Source organism: Micromonospora luteifusca, from assembly GCF_016907275.1.
In the GTDB taxonomy this organism is placed as follows: Bacteria; Actinomycetota; Actinomycetes; order Mycobacteriales; family Micromonosporaceae; genus Micromonospora; species Micromonospora luteifusca.
This window is the reverse complement of record NZ_JAFBBP010000001.1, coordinates 1213547-1236409: the sequence shown is the minus strand read 5'-3', so window position 1 is coordinate 1236409 and position 22863 is coordinate 1213547. Positions and strand designations below refer to the sequence as shown.

Sequence of the window (22863 nt, the reverse complement as noted above, 5' to 3'; positions counted from 1 at the left end):
CGTCGATCATCAACTGCTGGCCTGCACCTTTGCTTCAGCAATCCCGGAGATGCCCAGGCCAGGGGCATTCGGCAGCACCACGGTCGACCCGTCGTAGCGGATCCCGCCCTGCACCGGCGACCAGGCCAGCCACCAGGCGGCGTCCAGGTCGGCCACCGCGGTGGTGCCATAGGCGGCGACCAGACTCGCCGCCGCCCCGATGCCGACCTGACTCTCCATCATCGAACCAACCACCGTGCCGAGCCCGTGGGCGGTGGCCAGCTCGAGGAGAGTACGCGCCGGTTGCAACCCGCCGCACTTGGCCAGCTTGACGTTGACCAGGTCAGCGGCCCGACGGCGGATCACCTCCACCAGGTCGCGGACCCCGAAGACCGCCTCGTCGGCCAGGATCGGCACGGACACCCGGTCGCTGACCCAGGCCAACCCGTCCAGGTCCCAGCGGACCACCGGCTGCTCGACCAGCTCCACGTCGAGCCCGGCGTCCTCGATGCCACGGATCACCCGGACCGCCTCCCGGGGCGTCCAGCCCTGGTTGGCGTCGAGCCGAATCCGGACCCCGGGGCCGACGGCCGCACGGACGGCCCGCACCCGGTCCAGGTCGCCGGCCGCGTCGGTGCCGACCTTCAACTTCAGGACGCCGAACCCGTCAGCCTGCCGCTGCCGCGCCGCCGCCGCCAGGTCCACCGCGTCGCCCGCCGCCAGCGTGACGTCCGTCGGCACCCGCAGCGAGGTGCCCCCGAGCAACCGCACCAGGGGTACGCCCAACCGCCGGGCGGCGAGGTCGTGCAGAGCGACGTCCACCGCCGCCTTCGCCGCCTCGTTGCCAGCCGCGGCGCGCTGCACCTCGGCGCAACGGGCCACCAGGTCGTCCGGGTCGCGACCGATCAGCAGTGGGCCGAGCAGCTCGCGCACGCACGCCTGCGCGCCGGCCACCGACGCGCCGGTGACCTGCCAGACCTGGGGCGCCTCGCCGAAGCCGGACCGGCCGTCGGCATCGATCAGTTCGACGACGAGAGTGTCCACCGTGGTGGTGCGGCGCAGTGCGGTGACGAATGGGGTGTGTAAGGGGGCAGTAACCCGGTGGGTGCGTACCGCCGAGATCGTCATGTGCGGCACCCTATACGCAGGCACACGGCGGGAGGGGACACCGGATGGCTGGGCAGGGCTGGGAGTTGGTGGGCGCACCGAACGCACGGGACCTGGGCGGGCTCATCGGTGCCGACGGGCGGCGGGTCCGCGTCGGGCAACTGATCCGTACTCCGGCGTTGGGTCGGCTGACCGACGAGGACCTGCCGGTGCTCGCGAAGCTGGGCCCGGCAATTGTGCTGGACCTGCGCGACTCCTCCGAGATCGCGGTCGCCCCGACGGATCGGCTGGTCGGTGAACCCCGGGTGGTGCACCTCCCGGTGCACGACCCGGAGCACCCGGTCTTCACGTACGTCTCGGCGGTGCTGCTCGGCCACGACCTCGACGCGTACGCGGAGCTGGCCCGACAGGGCACGGCGGGGGCGATGGCGGCGATCTACCGGTGGTTCGTCACCGGCGCCTCGGCGCGGGTCGGTTTCGCCGAGGCGGTGCGGCTGGCCGCCCAGCCGGAGAACCTGCCGCTGGTCTACCACTGCTCCGCCGGCAAGGATCGCACCGGCTGGCTGACCGTCGTCCTGTTGACGGCGCTCGGGGTGGACGAGGCGGCGATCCGCTCCGACTACCTGCGCAACAACGCCCTGACCGAGAGTCTGCGCGCGGTGATCGTCGAGGCGATGCGGCGGCGGCACGCCGACCTGGACGTCGACGCGGTGCTGCCGGTGCTGGAGGTCCGCGACGAGTACCTCGACGCCGCCTACGACGAGGTACGCCGGGTGCACGGCTCGTTCGACGCGTACCTGCGCGACGGGCTCGGGATCACCGACGAGACCCGCACGGCGTTGCGGGCGCAGTTGCTGGAGTGATCGGCGCGCCGGCCACCCCGGCGCCGATCAACAGCTCCGAGGGCTGGCCGGACTCGGCTCGCGCGGGGTCAGAGCTGGTGGCGTGCGGCCCAGACCTGGGCCGAGACGTGCGCGATCAGCAGGCAGGCGTCGTCCTCGTCCTCGTCGTCGCCCGCGTCGCCGCCGGACGGGTCGGTGGTGGTGCAGACGGCGATCAGGTACGGCGGGGCGTCGTCGGGCAGCACCACGCCGGCGCCGTGCCGCACTCCGCGCACCCAACCGTTCTTGTGCGCGATGCGGGTGCCCTCCGGCAGCCCGGCGGCCAGGTCCTCGCGGTGCTCCTGAGCGAGCAGGACGTCCAGCATGGCCGAGCAGGCGGCTGGCGAGGCGAGCTTGCCGGGGGAGCCCGCCCCGGAGGCCAGGGCGCCGAGCAGGGCGGCCAGGTCGGCGGCGGTGACCACGTTGGTGATGCCGGCGTCGCGGGCGGCGAAGTCCTCGATGCCCCGGCCCGTGACGCTGTTGCGGGCACCGGCGAGCGCCCACACCTCGGCCACCGCGGGCAGCCCGACGTGCCCGATGACCAGGTTGGTGGCCAGATTGCTGGAGCGCACGATCATCCGGTCGGCCAGCCAGCGCAGCGTCGCCGTGGAACCCAACCGGTCCCAGACCGCGTCGTCGTTGTCGTAGTGCTGCGCGCAGGAGAACCGGGGTGCGCCCGGCTGGGCGGAGTCGAATTCGTTGACGAGCGGGATCGGGACGTCCAGGTCCAGCGTGCCGGCCTCAGCGGCGCGGTGCAGCGCGGCGAGCACGCCCACCTTCATGGTGCTCGCGGCATAGTGGGCGGCGTCCACGTGGCGGGTCCACGTCGGCGGAGCGTCGAGCCGGCCCACGTACGCCGAGACGGTGCCGGGCACCCGGTCCAGGTGGGCGTCGAGATCATCCCAGGTCATGCCGGTGACCGTAGCCGATCAGCGGCGGACGGTCGGAGCGGCCCGCGTACCCCTGCCGGAAACGGACGGGCGCGTCGACCGCAAGCGGTCGACGCGCCCGGTGTCGGGTGCTGCTGCGGTCAGCCGGCGTGCTTGCGGCGGGCGGCGGCGCGGCCCCGCTGCTGCTGGTCGAGCACCACCTTGCGGATGCGCACCGTGGCCGGGGTGACCTCGACGCACTCGTCCTCGCGGCAGAACTCCAGGGCCTGCTCCAAGGAGAGCTTGCGCGGCGGGACCAGCTTCTCGGTCTCGTCGGAGGTCGACGCCCGCATGTTGGTGAGCTTCTTCTCCTTGGTGATGTTGACGTCCATGTCGTCGGAGCGGGAGTTCTCCCCGACGATCATGCCCTCGTACACCTCGGTGGTCGGGTCGACGAAGAGCTGACCGCGCTCCTGCAGGTTGATCATCGCGAAGGCGGTGACCGCACCGGCCCGGTCGGCGACCAGGGAGCCGTTGTTGCGGGTACGCAGCTCGCCGAACCACGGCTCGTAGGACTCGAAGACGTGGTGCAGGATGCCGGTGCCGCGGGTGTCGGTGAGGAACTCGGTGCGGAAGCCGATCAGACCACGCGCCGGGACCAGCCACTCCATCCGGATCCAGCCGGTGCCGTGGTTGACCAACTGCTCCATCCGGCCCTTGCGGGTCGCCAGCAGCTGGGTGATCGCACCCAGGTACTCCTCCGGGGAGTCGATGGTCAGCCGCTCCACCGGCTCGCAGATCTTGCCGTTGATCTCCCGGGTGACCACCTGCGGCTTGCCGACGGTCAACTCGTAGCTCTCCCGGCGCATCTGCTCGACCAGGATGGCCAGCGCCAGCTCACCGCGGCCCTGCACCTCCCAGGCGTCCGGACGCTCGGTGGGCAGCACACGCAGCGACACGTTGCCGACCAGCTCCTTGTCGAGCCGGTCCTTGACCATCCGGGCGGTGACCTTGGCGCCCTTGACCCGGCCGACCAGCGGCGAGGTGTTGGTGCCGATGGTCATCGAGATGGCCGGCTCGTCGACCGTGATCAGCGGCAGAGCCACCGGGTTCTCCGCGTCGGCCAGCGTCTCACCGATCATGATCTCGGGGATGCCGGCGACGGCGATGATGTCACCCGGACCGGCCGTCTCGGCCGGCTTCCGCTCCAGGCCCTCGGTCATCAGCATCTCGGAGATGCGGACCCGCTGGGTGCTGCCGTCGGTGCGGCACCAGGCCACCGTCTGGCCCTTGCTGATGGTGCCCTGGCGGACCCGGCACAGCGCCAGTCGGCCGAGGAACGGCGACGCGTCGAGGTTGGTGACGTGCGCCTGCAGCGGTGCGTCGTCCTCGTACGCGGGTGCCGGGATGGTGTCCAGCAGGGTGCGGAACAGCGGCTCCAGGGAGGTGCTGTCGTCGGGCACCGAACCGTCGGCGGGCTGGGTCAGCGAGGCGATGCCGTCGCGGGCGCAGGCGTAGACGATCGGGAAGTCGATCTGCTCCTCGTCGGCGTCCAGGTCGAGGAAGAGCTCGTAGGTGTCGTCCACGACCTCCTTGATCCGAGCGTCGGGGCGGTCCACCTTGTTGATCACCAGGATGATCGGCATCCGGGCGCGCAGCGCCTTACGCAGCACGAAGCGGGTCTGCGGCAGCGGGCCCTCGCTGGCGTCGACGAGCAGCACCACGCCGTCGACCATGGTCAGGCCGCGCTCCACCTCGCCACCGAAGTCGGCGTGGCCGGGGGTGTCGATGATGTTGATGGTGACCGGGTCCGAGCCGTCCGCCGGCAGGTAGCGCACGCCGGTGTTCTTGGCCAGGATGGTGATGCCCTTCTCCCGTTCCAGGTCCCCGGAGTCCATCACCCGCTCGGTGTTCTCGCCCCGTGCGCCGTACGCGCCGGCCTGCCGCAACATGGCGTCGACCAGGGTGGTCTTGCCGTGGTCGACGTGAGCGATGATGGCGACGTTGCGGAGGTCCGTGCGAAGCTGCATACCCTCTATCCTTCCGCCTGCGCTCGCGCAGGCTGCGTCGGGGTCACCCCCAGGTGCCCCTGATCTATGGTGAAACTGCTGTCCGGGTCGTTCCCCCGGCTGGCATGCTGACTCCCGTGTTCCGGGGGCCTGAGTGCATGACCTGCTGACCTGGGTGCAGGGCCTGCCCGCCCTGTGGATCTACCTGGTCGCCGCGCTGATCGTGGCGGGCGAGACCGCGGTGATCTTCGGCCTGCTCGTGCCGGGTGAGGCTACCCTGCTGCTCGTCGGCTTCCTCACCTACAACGGTACCTTGCGACTCGGGCCGGCGTTGCTCGCGATGATCGTCGCGGCGGTCCTCGGTGACGGGCTGGCCTTCCGCGCCGGACGGCGCTACGGGCCCCGGCTGCGTGCCGGGCTGGGGCACCGGGTCGGGCCCGAGCGATGGACCCGGGCCGACGCCATGCTCGCCCGGCTCGGTGGGCGGGGCGTGTTCGCCGCCCGTTGGGTGGCCTTCGCCCGCACCCTGGTACCTCGGCTGGCCGGCGCGGCCGGCATGCCGTACCGGCGGTTCGCGCCGTGGAACCTGGCCGGAGTGGTGACCTGGGTGGGCGGCTCGGTCCTGCTCGGTCACCTCGCCGGTGAGTCGTACGACACGGTTTCCCGGCTGCTCGGTCGCGCCACCGGCGTGGCGCTGCTGCTGCTGGCCGGTCTGTTGGGAGTCGTGCTCGCCGGCCGGTGGCTGGGCCGCAACCCCGACCCGGTACGCGCCCTGCTGTCCCGGGCGGGCGCGCTGCCGCCGGTGCGCTGGCTCACAGCCCGCTACGGTGTGCTGTTCTTCCTGGTGGCCATGCGGATCGGGCCGGCCTGGACGCTGCTGCTCAATCTGGCCGCCGGGCTGCTGCTGCTCTTCGCTGCCGGGCTCGCCATCGCCGGGCTGCTCGCCGTGGCGATCCGCAACAGTGGGCTGGCCGCCCTGGACGACGCCGTCGCGGGCTGGTTCGCAGCGAGGCGTACCCCGGGCGCCGCCGACGCCACGATGCTCGTGGTGTCGGTGGTACGAGGGTGGGTGTTGATCGTGTTGGTGGCGCTGGTCGCCGCGGTGCTGGCGTGGCGCAACCGGCCCTGGCGCGCGGACCTGCTCAGCGTGGTCGGCACGGTGGGCGCCTTCGTGCCGCTGGTGGTGTTGGCCGTGGTGGCCGAGGTGACCGGGCCGCACGGCAGCGCACCGGGTGGCGGGGAAGCGGTCCCGCTCTCGACTCAGAACGCCGTGGTCGCGGCGAGCTTCTGCACCCTGGCCTGGCTGGTGTCGCGAAGCGCCCGCTGGCCGGTGGCGGTGGCCGCCTGGACAACCGCCGCCGCGGGGGTGTTCGGAATCGGCGGCGCGCGGCTCTACCTCGGGCTGGAGACGGCGAGCGGAACCGCCGCGGCGGTGCTGCTCGGGGTGCTCTGGACCGTGGTGTTCATCGTCGCCTGGGCCACCCGGGACCGGGCGGTGGGGGATCGGGAACAGCACGTTGATCAGGCCCGGCCGCCGTCGCAGGGGCACCGCCGACCGGTGGAGCCTTGCTAGGGTGCGGCGACGATCACACGGGGAGGCATCGACATGTTTCGACGGACCGGTCGGCCGGGCGCTGCGGTGCTCGCCGGGCTCCTGCTGGCGAGTGCGCTGGTCGGCTGCGCCGCCAAGGGGGAGAGCCCACAGGACCTGACCGCTCCGGTCGCGGTCACCGATGCGCCGACGGACGCCCCCACCGATGAGGTCACCGCGGAGCCGAGCCCGTCGGTGAGCGCCGTGGAGTCGATGGGTGCCGCGCCGAGTCGCCGTGCGACCCCGACCGCGAAGCCGACGAAGAAGTCGACCCGCACGGCGCCGAAGCCGCTCGCGGTGGCGAAGCCGCCCACCGAGACCAACGTCCCGCCGGCCCCGCCGAAGCCGGCGCCGAGCTCCTGCAAGCCGAGTTACGAGGGCACCCAGGCGACCCGCGCCGAGGTGAAGGCCGCCTTGACCGACGCGGCCGACCGCATCTACTGGCCGGTCTCCGCGAAGGACATCAAGATTCCGCTCAGCCTGCTCAAGGCCACCGCGTGGCAGGAGAGCGGCTGGCAGTCCAACATCTACGCCTGCGACGGCGGCGTCGGGTTGATGCAGGTGATGCCGGCCACCGCGACCTGGATGAACCAACGGTTCGAGAAGAGCTACCAGATCGACGACTACCGGGACAACGCCTATCTCGGCGCCACCTATCTGGCCTGGGCGACCAGGTACATCGGCGAGATGTACTTCGAATCCGACTTCCGCCTCGACCCGGCCCTGTGCACCGCCGAGCTGAACTCCTGCCTGCTCAACGCGGTCATCGCCGCGTACAACTTCGGGCATGGGGCGGTGGCGCAGGAGGGGGAGCCACTGACCATCCCCAACCCGTCGTACGTGCGTAACGTGCGGGCGTTGATGAGCGAGTGCGTCTGCCTGGAGTACTGACCCGACCGGGCCGTGGCGGAGTGACCACGGCCCCGGTCGGGGCGGAGTGACCACGGCCCCGGTCGGGGCGGTGGGTGCTGGTCAGTCGCGAGCGGCGACCGGCTCCGGCGACACCGGAGGGTCCGCCCGGCGCTCCCGCGTGATCCGGCCGGGCCACCAGAAGCGGTCGCCGAGCACGAACGCCAGCGCCGGGACCAGGACCGTGCGGACCAGCAGGGTGTCGAGCAGGACGCCGATGCAGACGATGATGCCGATCTGGGTCAGCGTGATCAGCGGCAGCACGCCGAGCACGGCGAACACCGCGGCGAGCAGCACGCCGGCGCTCGTGATCACCCCACCGGTGACCTGCAGAGCGGAGAGCATCCCCTCGCGGGTGCCCACGCTGCGGGCGTCCTCCCGGGCCCGGGTGACCAGGAAGATGTTGTAGTCCACCCCGAGTGCGACCAGGAACACGAAGGCGAGCAGCAGCACCCCGCTGTCCAGTGCCGGGAAGCCCAGCACGTGGTCGAAGAGCAGCCATGCCGCGCCGAGGCTCGCGAAGAACGACGCGATCACGGTGAGCACCAGCAGCACCGGTGCGAGCAGGCCACGCAACAGCAGCACGAGCACGGCGCCGACCAGCAACAGGATGATCGGCAGGATCAGCCGCAGGTCGGAGTCGTTGGCTTTCTCCGAGTCGTAGGTGGCCGCCACGGTGCCGCCGACGAGCGCACCGGACGGCGGGTCGGCGCCCTCGACGGCGGGCGGCGCGGAGCCGCCGACCGCGGCGACCGCCGCACGCAGCGCCCCGATGGTGCGGTCCGCGGCGGTGGTGCCCGGCTCGGCGTCCAGCACCACGTCGACCTGGGCAACGGCCGCACCCGCGTCACCGGGGCGTGCCGAGGCGACCCCGGGCACGGCGCTGGCGGCCTCGGTGACCGCTCGGACGGCCGTCGGGTTGGTGAGCACGGCCACCGGCTGGGTGCTGCCGGCAGGGAACGCGCGGGCCAGGGTCTGCGCACCGGTGACCGCCTCGGGCTCGGCCCGGAACTGCTCGGTCTCGGACAGGCCGGTGCGGATACCGAGCCCACCCAGCGCAAGGCCGCCGAGCAGCAGGGTGGCCAGCACCGCGACCACGACCGGGCGGCGTTCCACGGCGGCGCCCATCCGGCCCCAGAGCCGACCCTCCCGGACCGGGCCACCGACCCGGGGTACGAACGGCCAGAACAGGCGCCGACCGAGGAGCACCAGCACGGCGGGGAGCACGAACAGCGCCGAGAGCATGGCGAAGACCACACCGGTGGCGCAGGCCACCGCCAGTGCCCGGTTCGTCTCCTGCTCGCTGAGCAGCAGGGTGAGGACGCCGAGCACCACGGTGCCGCCGCTGGCCAGGATGGGTTCGGCGGTACGGCGCAACGCGGCGCGCATCGCGACGAACCGGTCCTCCTCGCGCCGCAGCTCCTCGCGGTAGCGGGCGATCAGCAGCAGGGCGTAGTCGGTGGCGGCGCCGAAGACCAGCACGCTGGCGATGCCGGTGACCTGGCCCTGTTGGAGGTTGATCCCGACGGCCGGCACGATCGTGTCCACCGCGCGCAGGGTGATCTGCTCGGTCACCGCTACCACCACGAGCGGGACGATCCACAGGAACGGGCTGCGATACGTAATCAGCAGCAGCAACGCGACCACGGCGGCGGTCACCGCGAGCAGGGTGACGTCGGCGCCCTCGAACACCGAGGACAGGTCGGCGGTGAAGGCCGGGGCGCCGGTCACCTCGACGGTCAGGCTGTCGGGCAGGTCGGCCAGCGCGGCGCGTAGCTGGGTGACCGTCTCGGTGACGTCCTCCTGTCCGCCGGCGGTGTCGAGGGGCACGGCGACGAGGGCGACCGTGCCGTCCGGGGAGATCTGGAGGGGGCTGACCTGCCCGCCCACCGCGAAGCTGCGCAGGGCGTCGGCGCGGGCGCCGACGGTGGTCCGGTCGGCCTCGCTCAGCGCGCCGCCGTCGCCGCGGCTCACCACCACGATGGCCGGCTGCACGTCACGGGACGGGAGCTGGTCCTGCAGACGCTGCACCTGGGTCGACTGCCACCGCACGGAGAGACCGGTCGCGGAGACCGGCGCCGGGTTGTCCGGTCGGGGCATCCCGAAGATGGCCGCGCCGACGACGATCGCGGCGGCGACGGTGAGCCAGGCGGCCAACCGGCCGCGGGTGACTCTGGTGAACACAGACATCAGCTGACCCCAAGGTCCCTTGAGCCACGAGTATCTTGATGGCCGAGATTATCGAGGGCTGTTCTATGCTGCAACCCGGGGGACCGACGACGGGAAGAGCGGCGCGAGGTGGCGACTCACGGCATGTACCGGCGGCGCGAAACGCGCCGCGAGCAGTTGGTCGCGGAGATCACCAACAACCTCCGGCGGTACGCGGTGGACGCCCAGCAGGTCGGCCACGCCTTCGCCAACCTGCACGGACTCAACCCGACCGACCTGCAGGCGTTGATCGCGGTGATGGACGCCGAACTACTCGGTGACCCGATCACCCCCGGCCGCCTCGGTGAGCAGCTCAACCTCTCCTCCGGCTCGGTGACCGCCCTGATCGACCGGTTGGAGCGGGCCGGCCACATCCGCCGGGACCGGGACACCGTCGACCGCCGCAAGGTGCTGTTGCACTACGCCGACCAGGGGGCTGCCCTGGCCATGGAGTTCTTTCAGCCACTGGGTGCCCGGACCGACACGGTGATGGCCCGCTTCGGCGAGGACGAGCTGGAGGTGGTGCACCGGTTCGTGGCGGAGATGAGCGAGTCGCTGCGGGGACACCGCGACGCGGTGCGCGCCGCCCGGCCCGAGTCGTCCCGCCGGTCGACGGGCTGACCCGTGCCGGACCGGCTCGTCACCCGCCTCGCCGGCGTCGCGCTGCGGTTGCCACCGACACGCTCCGGCCCGGTGCGGGTCACTCGCGACCTTCCGGTCCGGGCCCGCGACGGTGTGGTGCTGCGCACCGATCACTACGCCCCGAAGGTCCGGGACGCGCCGACCGTGTTGATCCGTACCCCGTACGGGCGGGGCGGACCGCTGCGACTGCTCGGCCGGCTGCTCGCCGCGCGGGGCCGGCACGCGGTGATCCAGTCCTGTCGGGGCACCGGTGGTTCCGGTGGGACATTCGCCCCGCTGGTGCACGAGCGCGACGACGGGTTGGACACCCTGGACTGGCTGCGTCGCCAGCCCTGGTGGTCCGGCCAACTCGGCATGTTCGGGGTCAGTTACCAGGGGTTCGCGCAGTGGGCGCTGGCCGCCGACGCCGGCGAGGAATTGCGCGCGATGGTCGCCGTGGTGACCGCCTCGGCCACCCGGGACTCGACGTACGCGGGGGAGTCCTTCGCCTTGGACACCGTGCTGACCTGGGCGGAGTTGCTGCACGCGCAGACCGTGCCGTGGCTGGCCCGGCAGTGGGAGCTCAAGCGCGGCCAGCCGCGGCTGGCCGCCGCGCTCGTACACCTGCCACTCGTGGACGCCGACCGGGTGGCCACCGGTGTGACCATCCCGTTCTTTCAGGAGTGGCTGCGCCACCACACCCCGGAGGCCGGGTACTGGCGGAACCGGGTCTTCGCCGACCGGGTGCCCCTGGTGCGGGCGCCGGTGGTCATGGTCAGCGGTTGGCACGACATCTTCCTGCCGGCCCAGCTCGACGACCACGCCACCCTGCGGGCCGCCGGTGCGCAGCCACGCCTGGTGATCGGCCCCTGGACGCACGGCAGCCCCGGACTGTTCGTGGCCGCGCTGCGGGAGGGGCTGGCCTGGCTCGACGAGCACCTGACGGCTGCGGCGCCGGCCGGTCGGCCCTCGCGTGACACCACCACCCCGGTCCGGCTGTACGTCAGTGGTCCCGGCGGCGGCTGGCGGGACCTGCCGGACTGGCCACCGCCGGCGGTCGAGACCGCGTGGCACCTGCACCCGGGTGGTGAGCTGGCGGTGCGCCGGCCGGTTGCGTCGGCGCCGGACGAGTTCCGGTACGACCCGGCCGACCCCACCCCGTCACTGGGCGGGCCGCTGCTGGTCGCCAAGCGGGCCGGCCCGGTGGACAACCGGCACGTCGAGGCCCGCCCCGACGTGCTGACCTACACCAGCGCCCCGCTGACCGGCCCGATCGAGGTGATCGGTCCGGTACGCGCTGAGATCCACGTCCGCTCCGACCTGCCGTACCTGGACGTCTTCGTTCGACTGTGCGACGTGGACCGTCGAGGTCGCTCGTGGAACGTCTGCGACGGTCTGGTGCGGGTCACCCCCGAGCGCTTCCCCGCCGATCCCCGGGGAGTGCGGACGGTCCCGGTGCCGATCTGGCCGACGGCGTACCGGTTCGCAGCCGGACACCGGCTGCGGGTGCAGGTCGCCGGTGGCGCCCATCCGCGGTGGGCGCGTAACCCCGGCACCGGCGCACCCCTCGGTACGGCGGTGACGCTGCGTGCCGGTTGGCGGCAGGTTCTGCACGAACCCGCGTACCCCTCGGCACTGCTGTTGCCGATCGTCCACTCTGCCCCACCGCAGCCTCCAATCTGAACAGACACGTCCTGAGCTGGGCGTTCACCCAAATTGCGGGCTATGGTTGAGTCAACGCCCGGCGCCGTGCATCAGCAGACCGGGCTCGTCCAAAGCCCAGCATCGCGTACGCGGTGTGATGTCGTGCCCGGTCCCCGCCCATCAGAGAGGGGACCCCATGACTCGGGCCCCGGCTAACCTGTTGGCCGTCCGAAGCCTGCTTCTCACCCACCTCAACGTCGACCCGAACACCGTCCGCGCCGCCGATCTGGAGCCGGCGGAGGTCGGCATCGTCGGCGACCCGGCCCACCGGGGCGGCTACCACTGCGGCTCGGACCGGGTGGTCACCAACGACTACTCGGTGGTGGAGTCACCCCGGGACCGGGCCGGCCTGACCCTCGACGCGGCGGCGCTGGACGTCGGCGGTTTCGAGGTCCGCTCCGGTGGTCGGACGCACACCCTGTCCAGTTTCTCGCTCTGGTGTGTCGGGCAGTGCGCCGCGAACGCGGCGGACACCCGGGACATCCGCGAGATCATCTATAGCCCCGACGGCTCCACGGTGAAGCGGTGGGACCGCCTCGGCAAGCGCAGCACCGGCGACAGCTCGCACCGCTGGCACACCCACTTCAGCTTCTTTCGGGACGCCATCAAGGCCGGCCGCGACCAGCGGCCAGTGTTCCGCCGCTACCTCAGCTCCATCGGACTCCTGGAGGACGACGACATGACCCCCGAAGAACACAACTGGCTGGCCACCGTGCACAAGAACCTCACCGTGCTGGACGGTCGCAACCCGATCGGACAGATCTACACCCGGATGGCGGAGGGTCGGGACGACACCGGTGCCCCGGTGATCGGCAACTGGAACCTGCAGGCGATGACGAAGCAGCTCACCGCGCTGCAGACGGCGATCGACGCGCTGTCGAACCGCGACTTCACCGACGAGCCGGCGATCGTCCAGGGCGTGTTGGCCGGGCTGACGCCGGAGAAGATCGCGGCGGCGATCCCGCCCACCATCGCCAAGCAGGTCGCCGACGAGCTGGCCCGCCGGCTGGTCGCCTGAGCGACGGGCGCCCGTAGCCGCCGGGTCGCCCCTCTCAGCGTCGCCAATCCGCAACAGGTGTTGGGCAATGACTGTTGCGCAATAGCTGTTGCGGATGCGATTCTGGGGTCATGGACAGCCCCGACGTACGCCAGATCACCGACTCGCGGGTGCTGGCCGCGATGGCCCACCCGCTGCGCCGCCGCCTGATGGACGTGCTCAAGGTGCACGGCCCCTCGACCGTCGGTCAGCTCGCCGACCGCATCGACCAGGCGCCAGCGAACGTCAGTCACCACCTCAAGGTCCTCGCCGCCGCGGACCTCGTCACCGAGGCCCCGGAGTTGGCGCGGGATCGGCGCGAGCGTTGGTGGCGGTTGGTCACCAGAGGGCTGCGCTGGTCCAACACCGACTTCGACACCGACCCGGCCGCCCGTGCGGTCGCCGACGCCGCCACCTCGCTCAACCTGGACCGGCACGTCGCCCTGGCCCGGGCGTGGCATGCCGCCGACGAGTCGGCGCAGGCCACCTGGAACGACGCGCCGTTCTCCACCGACCACTGGCTGCGCCTCACGCCAGACGAGTTGGCCGAGCTGAGTCACGAGATGATCGACCTCCTCGCCCGCTGGGCCAACCGCGACCTGCCCGACGACGGTGCCGACCGCCGGCCGGTCTTCGTGTTCGTCCACGGCGTGCCGGCCCGCCCATGACCGCCGACACCCGCAGCGGCCCGACCCCGACCCCGACCCCGACCCCGACCCCGACCCCGACCCCGGGCCGCCGGGCCGGAGGGCTGCTGCGGCACCGGGACTTCCGGCTGCTCTGGGCCGGTCAGGCGGTCAGCAGCATCGGCAGCAACGTCACCACGGTCGCGCTGCCCCTGGTCGCGGTCTCCGTCCTCAATGCCGGCACCTTCCAGGTGGCGGTGCTCACCGCCGCGGCCTGGCTGCCCTGGCTGCTGATCGGCCTGCCGGCCGGCGCATGGGTCGACCGGCTGCCCCGTCGACCGGTGATGGTGGTCTGCGACCTGCTCTGCGCCCTGGCCTTCCTCAGCGTGCCGCTGGCCGCCGTACTGGACCGGCTCACCGTCCTGCACCTGCTGGTGGTCGCCCTCAGCGCCGGCGTCGCGCGGGTCTTCTTCGAGACCGCCGACCAGGTGTACCTGCCGGTGCTGCTGCGACCCGAGCAACTGGCGGAGGGCAACGCGAAGCTGCAGGCGACCCAGACCGCGAGCTACGTCGTCGGACCCGGCCTCGCCGGCCTGATCGCCCAGCTCACCGGTGCCGTCGCCGCGCTGTTGCTGGACGCCCTCACGTTCCTGCTCTCCGCGGTCCTGTTGCTGCGGATCCGCACCGTCGAACCACGCGTTCGCCGAGAAGACCGATCCCGGGCACTACGCGAGGACATCGCCGAGGGGCTTCGCTTCGTCGCCCGGGACCCGTACCTGCGGGTGCTGACGGTCTTCGGCGCGGCCAGCAACATCGGTCTGACCGGCTACCAGGCCGTCCTGGTGGTCTTCCTGGTCCGCGAGTTGCATCTGGAGCCGGGCCTGGTGGGCGCGCTGGTCGGCGTGATGAGCGTTGGCGGGATCATCGGCGCGCTGCTCGCCACCACGCTGGCCCGACGCTGCGGCACCGCCCGGGCACTGCTGCTCGGGGCGGTGCTCACCGGCCCACCCGCACTGCTCATCCCGCTCGCCGCACCCGGCGTCGGGCTGATCTGGCCGGCACTCGGCGGCGTGCTGATCGGCCTTGGGGTGGCCATCGGCAACGTGGTCAAGGGCGCTTTCCGGCAGGCGTACACGCCGCACCACCTGCTGGGCCGAGTGACGGTGAGCATGCAACTGCTCAACTACGGCACGATCCCGCTGGCGGCCGTGCTCGCGGGTGCCATCGGCGCCCGCTACGGCGTCGAGACAGCGATCGGAGTGATGACCGCCTGGTTGGCGCTCACCCCGTTGATTCTGTTGATGGGGCCAATCCGGAGGCGGCGGGACTTGCCCGCCGCCCCGGCGGCGTCTTGAGTGCGCTGCGACGGCGGCCGGAGAACCGGCCGCCGTCACCGGCACGGAGCTACATCGGGCGGACGTTGTCCGCCTGCGGACCCTTCTGCCCCTGGGTCACCTCGAACTCGACCTTCTGGCCCTCGTTGAGTTCCCGGTAGCCGCTCGAAGCGATGGCGGAGTAGTGGACGAACACGTCCGGCCCTCCACCGTCCTGCTCGATGAAGCCGAAACCCTTTTCCGAGTTGAACCACTTAACCGTGCCGGTTGCCATGCATCTCTCCCTGTTCAAAGCGGCTGACCCTCGGCCTCTGGCCGATGATCGCCCGTACCTGTCCGACAGTAACGGGCGAAACCCCGATCCGCTGGCCGAAGTGCCGTAGGTCTTCGTGTGAAGTCGGGTGAACTCTGCGCGCCGGCATGCGAAAGCTGCCCCGATCGCCCGCCGCTGGGGCATGCTTGCGCCGATGAGGGGTGCCGCAGCCGACGCGCTGACCGAGTTGGAGCGCGAGATCGACGCGCCCGGCGTCGGCCTGGACCGGCTCCGGTTGGTGCCCACCCCGTTCGTTCCCGAGGTGCGGCTGCACCTGGCCGAGGACGCGATCGTCTGGTGGGCTCGGATGGAGGCCGCCGTCGGGCATGCCCTGCCGGCGCCGTACTGGGCGTCCGCCTGGGCCGGCGGTCAGGCCCTGGCCCGCCATCTCCTGGACCACCCGGAACTCGCCGCCGGACGCCGGGTGCTCGACCTCGCCGCCGGATCGGGGCTGGTGGCCATCGCCGCCGCGCTGGCCGGCGCCGCACAGGTGACCGCCAACGACATCGACCCCTACGCCATCGCCGCCGTCACGCTCAACGCCCGGGCCAACCGGGTCGCCGTCGACGCCGTCGGAGACGACCTGCTCGACAGCACCGAAGCCGACGCCGACCTGGTGGTCGCCGGAGACGTCTTCTACGACCGCGCGATGGCCGACCGGATGCTGCCGTTCCTGCAGAGAGCCGCCGCCGGGGGCGCCGACGTGCTGGTCGGCGACCCCGGTCGAGGGCACCTCCCGGCGGACCGCCTGACGGTACTGGCCAACTATCCGGTGCCCACCACCGAACCGTCGGTCGACTCGTCGTTACGCCGCGTGCAGGTGCTGCGACCCACCTGAGATGGGGGCGCCGCCTCAGGGGTGACCCCGAGGCGGATACCAGGGGCCGCTGGGGGCAACGGCCGGATGCCCGGGGTGGTGCGGCGGCCATAGCGTACGAGGCATGACGCAATGGCTGGCCCAGATCGGAGAACTGCCCGTCCTGCTGCTGATGGGTGCGCTCGGGCTCGTCATGCTCTTCGACGCCGTACCCCTGCTGGGTGTCCTGGTCCCCGGCGACGTGGCGATCCTGGCCGCCGTCGGGGTGGGCCGCCCGACCACCGGGCTGGCCACCTTCGCCGCGGTGCTGGTCGGCTGCCTGGCCGGCTGGTCGCTGAGCTTCCTGATCGGCCGCCGCTACTCCGAGCGCCTGCGACACAGCCGGATCGGCGGCTGGATCGGCGAGACACGCTGGGCGGCCGCGGAGGGAATCCTGCGCCGCGGCGGCGGCCGGATGATGGTCGTCGCGCCGTTCCTGCCCGTGTTCAACGCGCTCCTCCCGCTGGCCGCCGGCGGGCTACGGATGTCGTACCGTCGATTCCTCGGCTGCGCGGCCCTCGGCGCCACCGCCTGGGCCGGTCTCTACCTCGCGCTGGGCACCGCATCCCGGTCGCTCGCCGGGCTGCTCCCCGGAGACCCCAGTCCGCTGCTGGTCACCATGGGGGTCGGGCTGGTGTTGGCATCTGTTGTGCTGCTGGGGGCGCGGCGGCGGTTGTTCTCGGTGGCTGGTTGAGGCTTGCTGGTTGGGCCTGGCTTGCTGTTGCTGCGGGGCTGCTGGTTGCGGGGGTGGGGCGGGGGCCTGCCGTGCCCGGCTCCGGGCGGTCAGGCTTGATCCCTGCGCCGGGCACGGCAGGCCCCCGCCCCCGTCGTGGTGGCGGCTCGTTCGGGGGAGCCGCCACCACGACGGGTTTCGATCTAAGTGGTGTTCGGTCAGCTCGGCTTGTTGGGTTTACCAGCCTCGGGCTCGCCACTGGGGGAGGGACGGTCGTTCCGCTCCCAGGGTGCTGTCCTTGCCATGGCCGGGGTAGAACCAGGTGTCGTCCGGTAGTTGGTCGAACAGCTTGTGCTCGACGTCGTCGATCAGCGCGGCGAAGCGCTCCGGGTCCTTGTCGGTGTTTCCGACACCGCCCGGGAAGAGGCTGTCGCCGGTGAAGAGGTGCCCGGTGCCGGCCGGGTCGCGGTAGAGCAGCGCGATCGAGCCCGGGGTGTGCCCCTTGATGTGGATGACCTCCAGCGCGCAGTCGCCGACCGGCACGATGTCGCCGTCGGCCAGGTGTTCCGCCTCGATCGGCAGCCCGGCCGCGTCGTCGGCGTGCACCAGCGCCCGGGCACTGGTCTTGGCGACCACCTCCTCCAACGCCACCCAGTGATCCATGTGCTGGTGAGTCGTCACCACGGCGGTGAGCCCTCCGTCGCCGATCAGGTCCAGCAGCCGGGGTGCCTCGTTGGCGGCGTCGATCAGGACCTGGTCACCGGTGCCCGTGCAGCGCAGCAGGTAGGCGTTGTTGTCCATCGGGCCGACCGACAGCTTGCTGATGGTGAGCCCGTTCAGCTCGCGTACCGCCGGCGCGCCGCCGTGGGTGACGTCTCCGCTGTATGTCATGACGTTTCTAGATCCATTCCGGTGGAGTAGGCAGGGGACCGTCGGGGGTGACGGAGAGCGGGTCGCCGTCGGCGCGGCCGATCAACCACGCGGCGAGGTCGGGGACGGGGCCGGCGACGATCGGGGCGCCGACGCGGTCGCCGATCACCACCTCGTGCTCGCTGCCGTCGAGGTGCAGCACCATCGACGGCGGTGTCGGCCCCATGGCGTGATGGCTGGCGGCCTCCCGCAGCAGTCGGAGGGCGAACGTCTCCGACCAGTCGGCGGGTCGGTAGTCGGCGGCCAGGTCGAGGTGGTGCACCTCGATCTCGCGCAGCCGGCCCCAGACGAGCAGCGCGGCCGGCCACGGGCCCCGACGCGCCTGCACCGTCGCCGCCCAGGCCTCGGCCGGCATCGCCGCGACCGCCTCGGTGAACAGGTCCGCGGTGCGCCGCAGATCGTCCAGGTGCTCGGCGGATGGCCGGCCCGAGCCCACTTCGATGTCCGTCGTGCGGGCCGCCAGCGAGGCGTACATCGGCAGTGCCTGGCCGGTGCGGGCCGAGGTGAGCAGGTTGACGAAGCCGTCGGCGTTGCGCGCCAGATGCGCCAGCACGTGGCCGCGCGTCCAGCCCGACAGCAGCGACGCGGCGGCCAGGTCCGCGGCGTCGAAGGAGGCTGCGGTTCGTAGGAGTCGGCTGGTGGCCGCGTCCACCTCGCCCATCAGCAACAGCGGATCCGTGGTCACCCGTCGACCCTAGCGGTCCGTCGTCGCGCCGTCGCCGGGGAAATCGCTTTCGGCAAGTCGGCGCGCGACCTACCGTCAGCGGCAGACGCGGCACCGGGACATCGGACGGAGGTGGTGATCATGCCGGACGTGGCACGCGTGTTCCGCCATCACCAGCTTCGACACCGATGAGGATGCCATGACGATCGATCTGACCGCCCTCGGCTGGGACGCCGAGCGGGCGGCCCACGCCGCGCGACGCGGCGAGCACCACCCCGGCCGGGTAGCCCGGGTGGACCGCGGAGTCTGCACGGTGCTCACGGCGACCGGCCCGGTCCGGTCCAGCCTGGGCGGGGCTGTGCTGGCCGCTGCGGCCCGGGACCCGTCCGCGCTGCCCTGCGCCGGGGACTGGGTGCTGCTCACCCACTGGCCGGACCGGCGCGTCACCGTGGAGGCGGTGCTGCCGCGGCGGGCCGCGCTGATCCGCCGTACCGCCGGCAAGGACGCCAGCGGCCAGGTGCTGGCCGCCAACCTCGACGCGGCCGCCGTGGTCGAGCCGGTGCACCCCGAGCCGGACGTGGGCCGCATCGAACGGCTGCTCTCCCTCGCCCACGAGTCCGGCGCCCGGCCGCTGGTCGTACTGACGAAGGCCGACCTCGCGGCCGACCCGGCCGCGCTGGCCCGCCAGTTGGCCGCGGTGGCCCCCGGCGTGCCGGTCCTGCCGGTCAGCGCCGAACGGGGCATCGGGCTGGGCCCACTGCGCGCCGAGGTGACGCCCGGCCGCACGCTCGGCCTGCTCGGGCCGTCCGGCGCCGGCAAGTCGAGCCTGGTCAACGCCCTGGTCGGGGCGGTGATGATGCCGACCCAGGCGATCCGGCGGGTCGACGGCAAGGGGCGGCACACCACCACCTGGCGGGCCCTCGTGCCGATCCCCGGCGGGGGCGCCGTGATCGACACTCCCGGTGTGCGGGCGGTCGGCCTGCTGGACGGCGCGGCCGGGCTCGACCGGGCATTCGCCGATATCGCCGGGCTGGCCGAGGGCTGCCGGTACGCCGACTGCGGGCACGACGGCGAGCCCGCCTGCGCGGTCCGCGAGGCGCTGCAGACCGGCGAGCTCTCCACCCGCCGGTGGGAGAGTTGGCGACGGCTGCAGGGGGAGGTGTCCCACGAGAGCCGACGGCGGGAGGCGCGGTTGGCGGCGGAGCGGCGCGGTGGGTGGCGTTCGGCCCGGCGTCGGGCAGCCCGGCCCCCGTCGCCCGGGGGTTACTGACCCGGCCCGCGTCGCTCGGGGGTTACTGATCCGACGCTCGTGACCTCTGTGGCCAAGAGCATCTGATTGGCGCGGCCGACCGGGCTGAGCTGGGGGAATGTGCGGGCGGGGAAAACTGTCGTACCTCGGGGCTAGAGTTGCCGAGGCGTGTTTTCCGCGCCCGCACGACCGCTCAGAATCACCCCAGAGCGGGACAGATCCTTCGCTTCATCTTCTCCCGGGAGTACACGCACTGTGGCCGACCGACTGATCATCCGTGGCGCGCGCGAGCACAACCTGCGTGACGTCAGTCTCGACCTGCCCCGGGACGCGCTCATCGTGTTCACCGGGCTGTCCGGGTCGGGCAAGTCGAGCCTGGCCTTCGACACGATCTTCGCCGAGGGGCAGCGCCGCTACGTCGAGTCGCTCTCGTCGTACGCCCGGCAGTTCCTCGGCCAGATGGACAAGCCGGACGTCGACTTCATCGAGGGCCTGAGCCCCGCCGTCTCCATCGACCAGAAGTCCACCTCGCGCAACCCGCGGTCGACCGTCGGCACCATCACCGAGGTCTACGACTACCTCCGACTGCTCTACGCCCGCATCGGCGAGCCGCACTGCCCGGTCTGTGGTGAGCGGATCTCTCGGCAGAGCCCCCAGCAGATCGTCGACCGGGTCCTCGCCATGGCCGAGGGCACCAAGTTCATGGTGCTCGCGCCGGTGATCCGCGGCCGCAAGGGCGAGTACGTCGACCTCTTCGCCGAGCTGCAGGCCAAGGGCTATGCCCGGGCCCGGATCGACGGCGTGGTGCACCCGCTGACCGAGCCGCCGAAGCTCAAGAAGCAGGAGAAGCACACCATCGAGGTGGTGATCGACCGGCTCACCGTCAAGCCGAGCGCCAAGCAGCGGCTGACCGACTCGGTCGAGGCCGCCCTGGGTCTGTCCAGTGGACTGGTGCTGCTCGACTTCGTCGACCTTCCGGAGGACGACCCGGAGCGGGAGCGCCGCTACTCCGAGCACCTGGCCTGCCCCAACGACCACCCGCTCGCCATTGAGGATCTCGAGCCCCGGGTCTTCTCCTTCAACGCACCGTACGGCGCCTGCCCGGAATGCACGGGCCTGGGCACCAAGAAGGAGGTCGACCCGGAGCTGCTGGTCCCCGACCCGGAGCGCAGCCTGCGCGAGGGCGCCGTTCAGCCCTGGTCCACCGGGCACAACCTGGAATACTTCCTGCGCCTGCTGGAGGCCCTCGGCGAGGCCCAGCACTTCGACGTCGACACCCCGTGGCGGGCGTTGCCGGCGCGGGCGCAGAAGACGATCCTGCACGGCTCCGACGATCAGGTGCACGTGCGCTACCGCAACAAGTACGGGCGCGAGCGCTCCTACTACACCGGCTTCGAGGGCGTGGTGCAGTGGATCGAGCGCCGGCACTCCGACACCGAGTCCGAGTCGTCCCGCGACAAGTACGAGGGCTACATGCGCGACGTGCCGTGTGCGGCGTGCGGCGGCGCCCGGCTCAAGCCCGAGGTGCTCGCGGTCACGCTGGCCGGCAAGAGCATCGCCGAGGTCTGCAACCTTTCCGTGGGGGAGTGCGCCGACCTGCTCGCCGGCATCGAGCTCACCGACCGGCAGAAGTTGATCGCCGAGCGGGTCCTCAAGGAGATCAACGCCCGGCTGCGGTTCCTGCTCGACGTGGGTCTGGACTACCTCTCCCTGGACCGGCCGGCCGGCACGCTGTCCGGCGGTGAGGCGCAGCGCATCCGGCTCGCCACCCAGATCGGCTCCGGCCTGGTGGGTGTGCTCTACGTGCTCGACGAGCCCTCGATCGGGCTGCACCAGCGCGACAACCATCGGCTGATCGAGACCCTGATCCGGCTGCGCGGTCTGGGCAACACGCTGATCGTGGTGGAGCACGACGAGGACACCATCCGCACCGCCGACTGGATCGTCGACATCGGGCCCGGCGCGGGTGAGCACGGCGGCAAGATCGTGCACAGCGGCTCGGTGCCGGCCCTGCTGAAGAACAAGGAGTCGATCACCGGGGCGTACCTGTCCGGGCGGCGGTCGATCCCGACGCCGACGAAGCGCCGCCCGCAGGATCCGACCCGGGACCTGGTGGTGCACGGCGCGCGTGAGCACAACCTGCGCAACCTGACCGTCCCGTTCCCGCTGGGCCAGCTGATCGCGGTCACCGGGGTGAGTGGCTCGGGCAAGTCGACGCTGGTCAACGACATCCTGTACGCGGTGCTGGCCAACCAGATCAACGGCGCTCGGCTGGTCCCCGGCCGGCACACCCGGGTCTCCGGCCTGGAGCACGTGGACAAGGTCGTCGGAGTGGATCAGTCGCCGATCGGCCGGACGCCGCGCTCCAACCCGGCCACCTACACCGGCGTCTGGGACCACGTCCGCAGGCTCTTCGCCGAGACCACCGAGGCGAAGGTGCGCGGGTATGGCCCGGGCCGGTTCTCGTTCAACGTCAAGGGCGGGCGCTGCGAGGCGTGCTCCGGCGACGGCACCATCAAGATCGAGATGAACTTCCTGCCCGACGTGTACGTCCCCTGCGAGGTCTGCAAGGGTGCGCGGTACAACCGGGAGACCCTGGAGGTGCACTACAAGGGCAAGACCGTGTCGGACGTGCTGGAGATGCCGATCGAGGAGGCCGCCGAGTTCTTCTCCGCCATCCCGCCCATCCACCGGCACCTCAAGACGCTTGTCGACGTCGGCCTCGGCTACGTACGCCTCGGTCAGCCCGCGCCGACACTCTCCGGCGGTGAGGCGCAGCGGGTCAAGCTCGCCTCCGAGCTGCAGAAGCGTTCCACCGGTCGGACGGTCTACGTGCTCGACGAGCCGACCACCGGTCTGCACTTCGAGGACATCCGCAAGCTGCTGATGGTGCTGGAAGGGCTGGTCGACAAGGGCAACACCGTGATCACCATCGAGCACAACCTCGACGTGATCAAGACGGCCGACTGGCTGATCGACATGGGTCCGGAGGGCGGTCACCGGGGCGGCACCGTGCTCGCCACCGGCACCCCCGAGGAGGTCGCCGAGGTGGCGGAGAGCCACACCGGCCAGTTCCTGCGCCAGGTGCTCAAGCTCGACGGCGAGGCAAAGGGCGCGGCTGCCGCCACCACCCGGGCGACCAAGGCCAACGGTGTCGCGACAAAGACGCGGGCCAGCCGCAAGGTGCCGGCCGCGGCGGCGCGCTGACCGTCGGCTTTCCCAGAGCGGCTCCGGTCGGGCTCGCGTACGCCGATTGTGGCGGTGGGTCCGGTCGGGTTCGCGTATGCCGATTGCGGGACGGGTC

The 22863-nt window shown here is 71.9% G+C and carries 19 protein-coding genes; 12 read left to right on the top strand and 7 right to left on the bottom strand.

What is annotated here, in order from left to right; translation table 11 throughout:
- Positions 1-9 precede the first annotated feature (9 nt).
- Positions 10-1107 (bottom strand): mandelate racemase/muconate lactonizing enzyme family protein, encoded by a 1098-nt coding sequence (locus tag JOD64_RS05140; protein ID WP_204941151.1) that lies wholly within the window; start codon positions 1105-1107, stop codon positions 10-12.
- Between the two features lie 44 nt (positions 1108-1151).
- On the opposite strand from JOD64_RS05140, the gene JOD64_RS05135 reads away from it, so the two are divergent.
- Positions 1152-1949: a tyrosine-protein phosphatase gene (locus JOD64_RS05135; protein WP_204941149.1), complete on the top strand. Its 798-nt coding sequence runs from the start codon at positions 1152-1154 to the stop codon at positions 1947-1949.
- 68 nt (positions 1950-2017) lie between these two features.
- On the opposite strand, the gene JOD64_RS05130 is transcribed toward JOD64_RS05135, so the two are convergent.
- Positions 2018-2878 (bottom strand): serine hydrolase, encoded by an 861-nt coding sequence (locus JOD64_RS05130; protein ID WP_204941148.1) that lies wholly within the window; start codon positions 2876-2878, stop codon positions 2018-2020.
- 119 nt (positions 2879-2997) lie between these two features.
- A complete protein-coding gene (gene typA / locus JOD64_RS05125) occupies positions 2998-4866 on the bottom strand; it encodes a translational GTPase TypA (protein WP_204941147.1) in 1869 nt (622 codons plus the stop codon).
- Between the two features lie 133 nt (positions 4867-4999).
- On the opposite strand from typA, the gene JOD64_RS05120 reads away from it, so the two are divergent.
- Positions 5000-6418: a DedA family protein gene (locus JOD64_RS05120; RefSeq protein ID WP_204941145.1), complete on the top strand. Its 1419-nt coding sequence runs from the start codon at positions 5000-5002 to the stop codon at positions 6416-6418.
- A gap of 33 nt (positions 6419-6451) precedes the next feature.
- Positions 6452-7327, top strand: a complete 876-nt coding sequence (locus tag JOD64_RS05115; protein WP_204941143.1) for a lytic transglycosylase domain-containing protein — start codon at positions 6452-6454, stop codon at positions 7325-7327.
- Between the two features lie 81 nt (positions 7328-7408).
- On the opposite strand, the gene JOD64_RS05110 is transcribed toward JOD64_RS05115, so the two are convergent.
- Entirely contained in the window at positions 7409-9535 is a 2127-nt protein-coding gene (locus JOD64_RS05110; protein ID WP_204941142.1) for an MMPL family transporter, read from the bottom strand.
- 123 nt (positions 9536-9658) lie between these two features.
- Between JOD64_RS05110 and JOD64_RS05105 the strand changes: the two genes are divergently transcribed.
- The 5 genes from JOD64_RS05105 (at position 9659) to JOD64_RS05085 (ending at position 14895) form a co-directional block, all read left to right on the top strand.
- On the top strand, positions 9659-10174 hold the full coding sequence (locus JOD64_RS05105; protein WP_204945907.1) for a MarR family winged helix-turn-helix transcriptional regulator: 516 nt from the start codon (positions 9659-9661) through the stop codon (positions 10172-10174).
- Positions 10175-10177: 3 nt separating this feature from the next.
- A complete protein-coding gene (locus JOD64_RS05100; RefSeq protein WP_204941141.1) occupies positions 10178-11857 on the top strand; it encodes a CocE/NonD family hydrolase in 1680 nt (559 codons plus the stop codon).
- 157 nt (positions 11858-12014) lie between these two features.
- Positions 12015-12896, top strand: a complete 882-nt coding sequence (locus JOD64_RS05095) for a hypothetical protein (RefSeq protein WP_204941140.1) — start codon at positions 12015-12017, stop codon at positions 12894-12896.
- Positions 12897-13006: 110 nt separating this feature from the next.
- Complete coding sequence (locus JOD64_RS05090) at positions 13007-13582, top strand: ArsR/SmtB family transcription factor (RefSeq protein ID WP_204941138.1); 576 nt, start codon at positions 13007-13009, stop codon at positions 13580-13582.
- The gene (locus JOD64_RS05085; protein ID WP_204941136.1) at positions 13579-14895 is read left to right on the top strand and encodes an MFS transporter; all 1317 of its coding nucleotides are present in this window, start codon (positions 13579-13581) and stop codon (positions 14893-14895) included. The genes JOD64_RS05090 and JOD64_RS05085 overlap by 4 nt, the downstream gene beginning before the upstream one ends.
- Before the next feature lie 49 nt (positions 14896-14944).
- Here JOD64_RS05085 and JOD64_RS05080 read toward each other — a convergent pair whose 3' ends face one another.
- The gene (locus JOD64_RS05080; RefSeq protein ID WP_007462771.1) at positions 14945-15148 is read right to left on the bottom strand and encodes a cold-shock protein; all 204 of its coding nucleotides are present in this window, start codon (positions 15146-15148) and stop codon (positions 14945-14947) included.
- Between the two features lie 193 nt (positions 15149-15341).
- On the opposite strand from JOD64_RS05080, the gene JOD64_RS05075 reads away from it, so the two are divergent.
- Both JOD64_RS05075 and JOD64_RS05070 read left to right on the top strand, forming a co-directional pair.
- Entirely contained in the window at positions 15342-16025 is a 684-nt protein-coding gene (locus JOD64_RS05075; RefSeq protein WP_372434081.1) for a class I SAM-dependent methyltransferase, read from the top strand.
- 103 nt (positions 16026-16128) lie between these two features.
- Complete coding sequence (locus tag JOD64_RS05070; RefSeq protein ID WP_204941134.1) at positions 16129-16737, top strand: DedA family protein; 609 nt, start codon at positions 16129-16131, stop codon at positions 16735-16737.
- Positions 16738-16953: 216 nt separating this feature from the next.
- On the opposite strand, the gene JOD64_RS05065 is transcribed toward JOD64_RS05070, so the two are convergent.
- Positions 16954-17607 carry an MBL fold metallo-hydrolase gene (locus JOD64_RS05065; RefSeq protein WP_204941132.1) on the bottom strand — a complete coding sequence of 218 codons (654 nt, stop codon included), beginning with the start codon at positions 17605-17607 and terminating at the stop codon, positions 16954-16956.
- 7 nt (positions 17608-17614) lie between these two features.
- The gene (locus JOD64_RS05060; protein ID WP_204941131.1) at positions 17615-18331 is read right to left on the bottom strand and encodes a maleylpyruvate isomerase family mycothiol-dependent enzyme; all 717 of its coding nucleotides are present in this window, start codon (positions 18329-18331) and stop codon (positions 17615-17617) included.
- A 178-nt stretch (positions 18332-18509) separates the two neighbouring features.
- On the opposite strand from JOD64_RS05060, the gene rsgA reads away from it, so the two are divergent.
- Both rsgA and uvrA read left to right on the top strand, forming a co-directional pair.
- Positions 18510-19580 carry a ribosome small subunit-dependent GTPase A gene (gene rsgA / locus JOD64_RS05055; protein ID WP_204941130.1) on the top strand — a complete coding sequence of 357 codons (1071 nt, stop codon included), beginning with the start codon at positions 18510-18512 and terminating at the stop codon, positions 19578-19580.
- A gap of 234 nt (positions 19581-19814) precedes the next feature.
- Entirely contained in the window at positions 19815-22766 is a 2952-nt protein-coding gene (gene uvrA, locus JOD64_RS05050) for an excinuclease ABC subunit UvrA (protein WP_204941128.1), read from the top strand.
- Positions 22767-22863 lie beyond the last annotated feature (97 nt).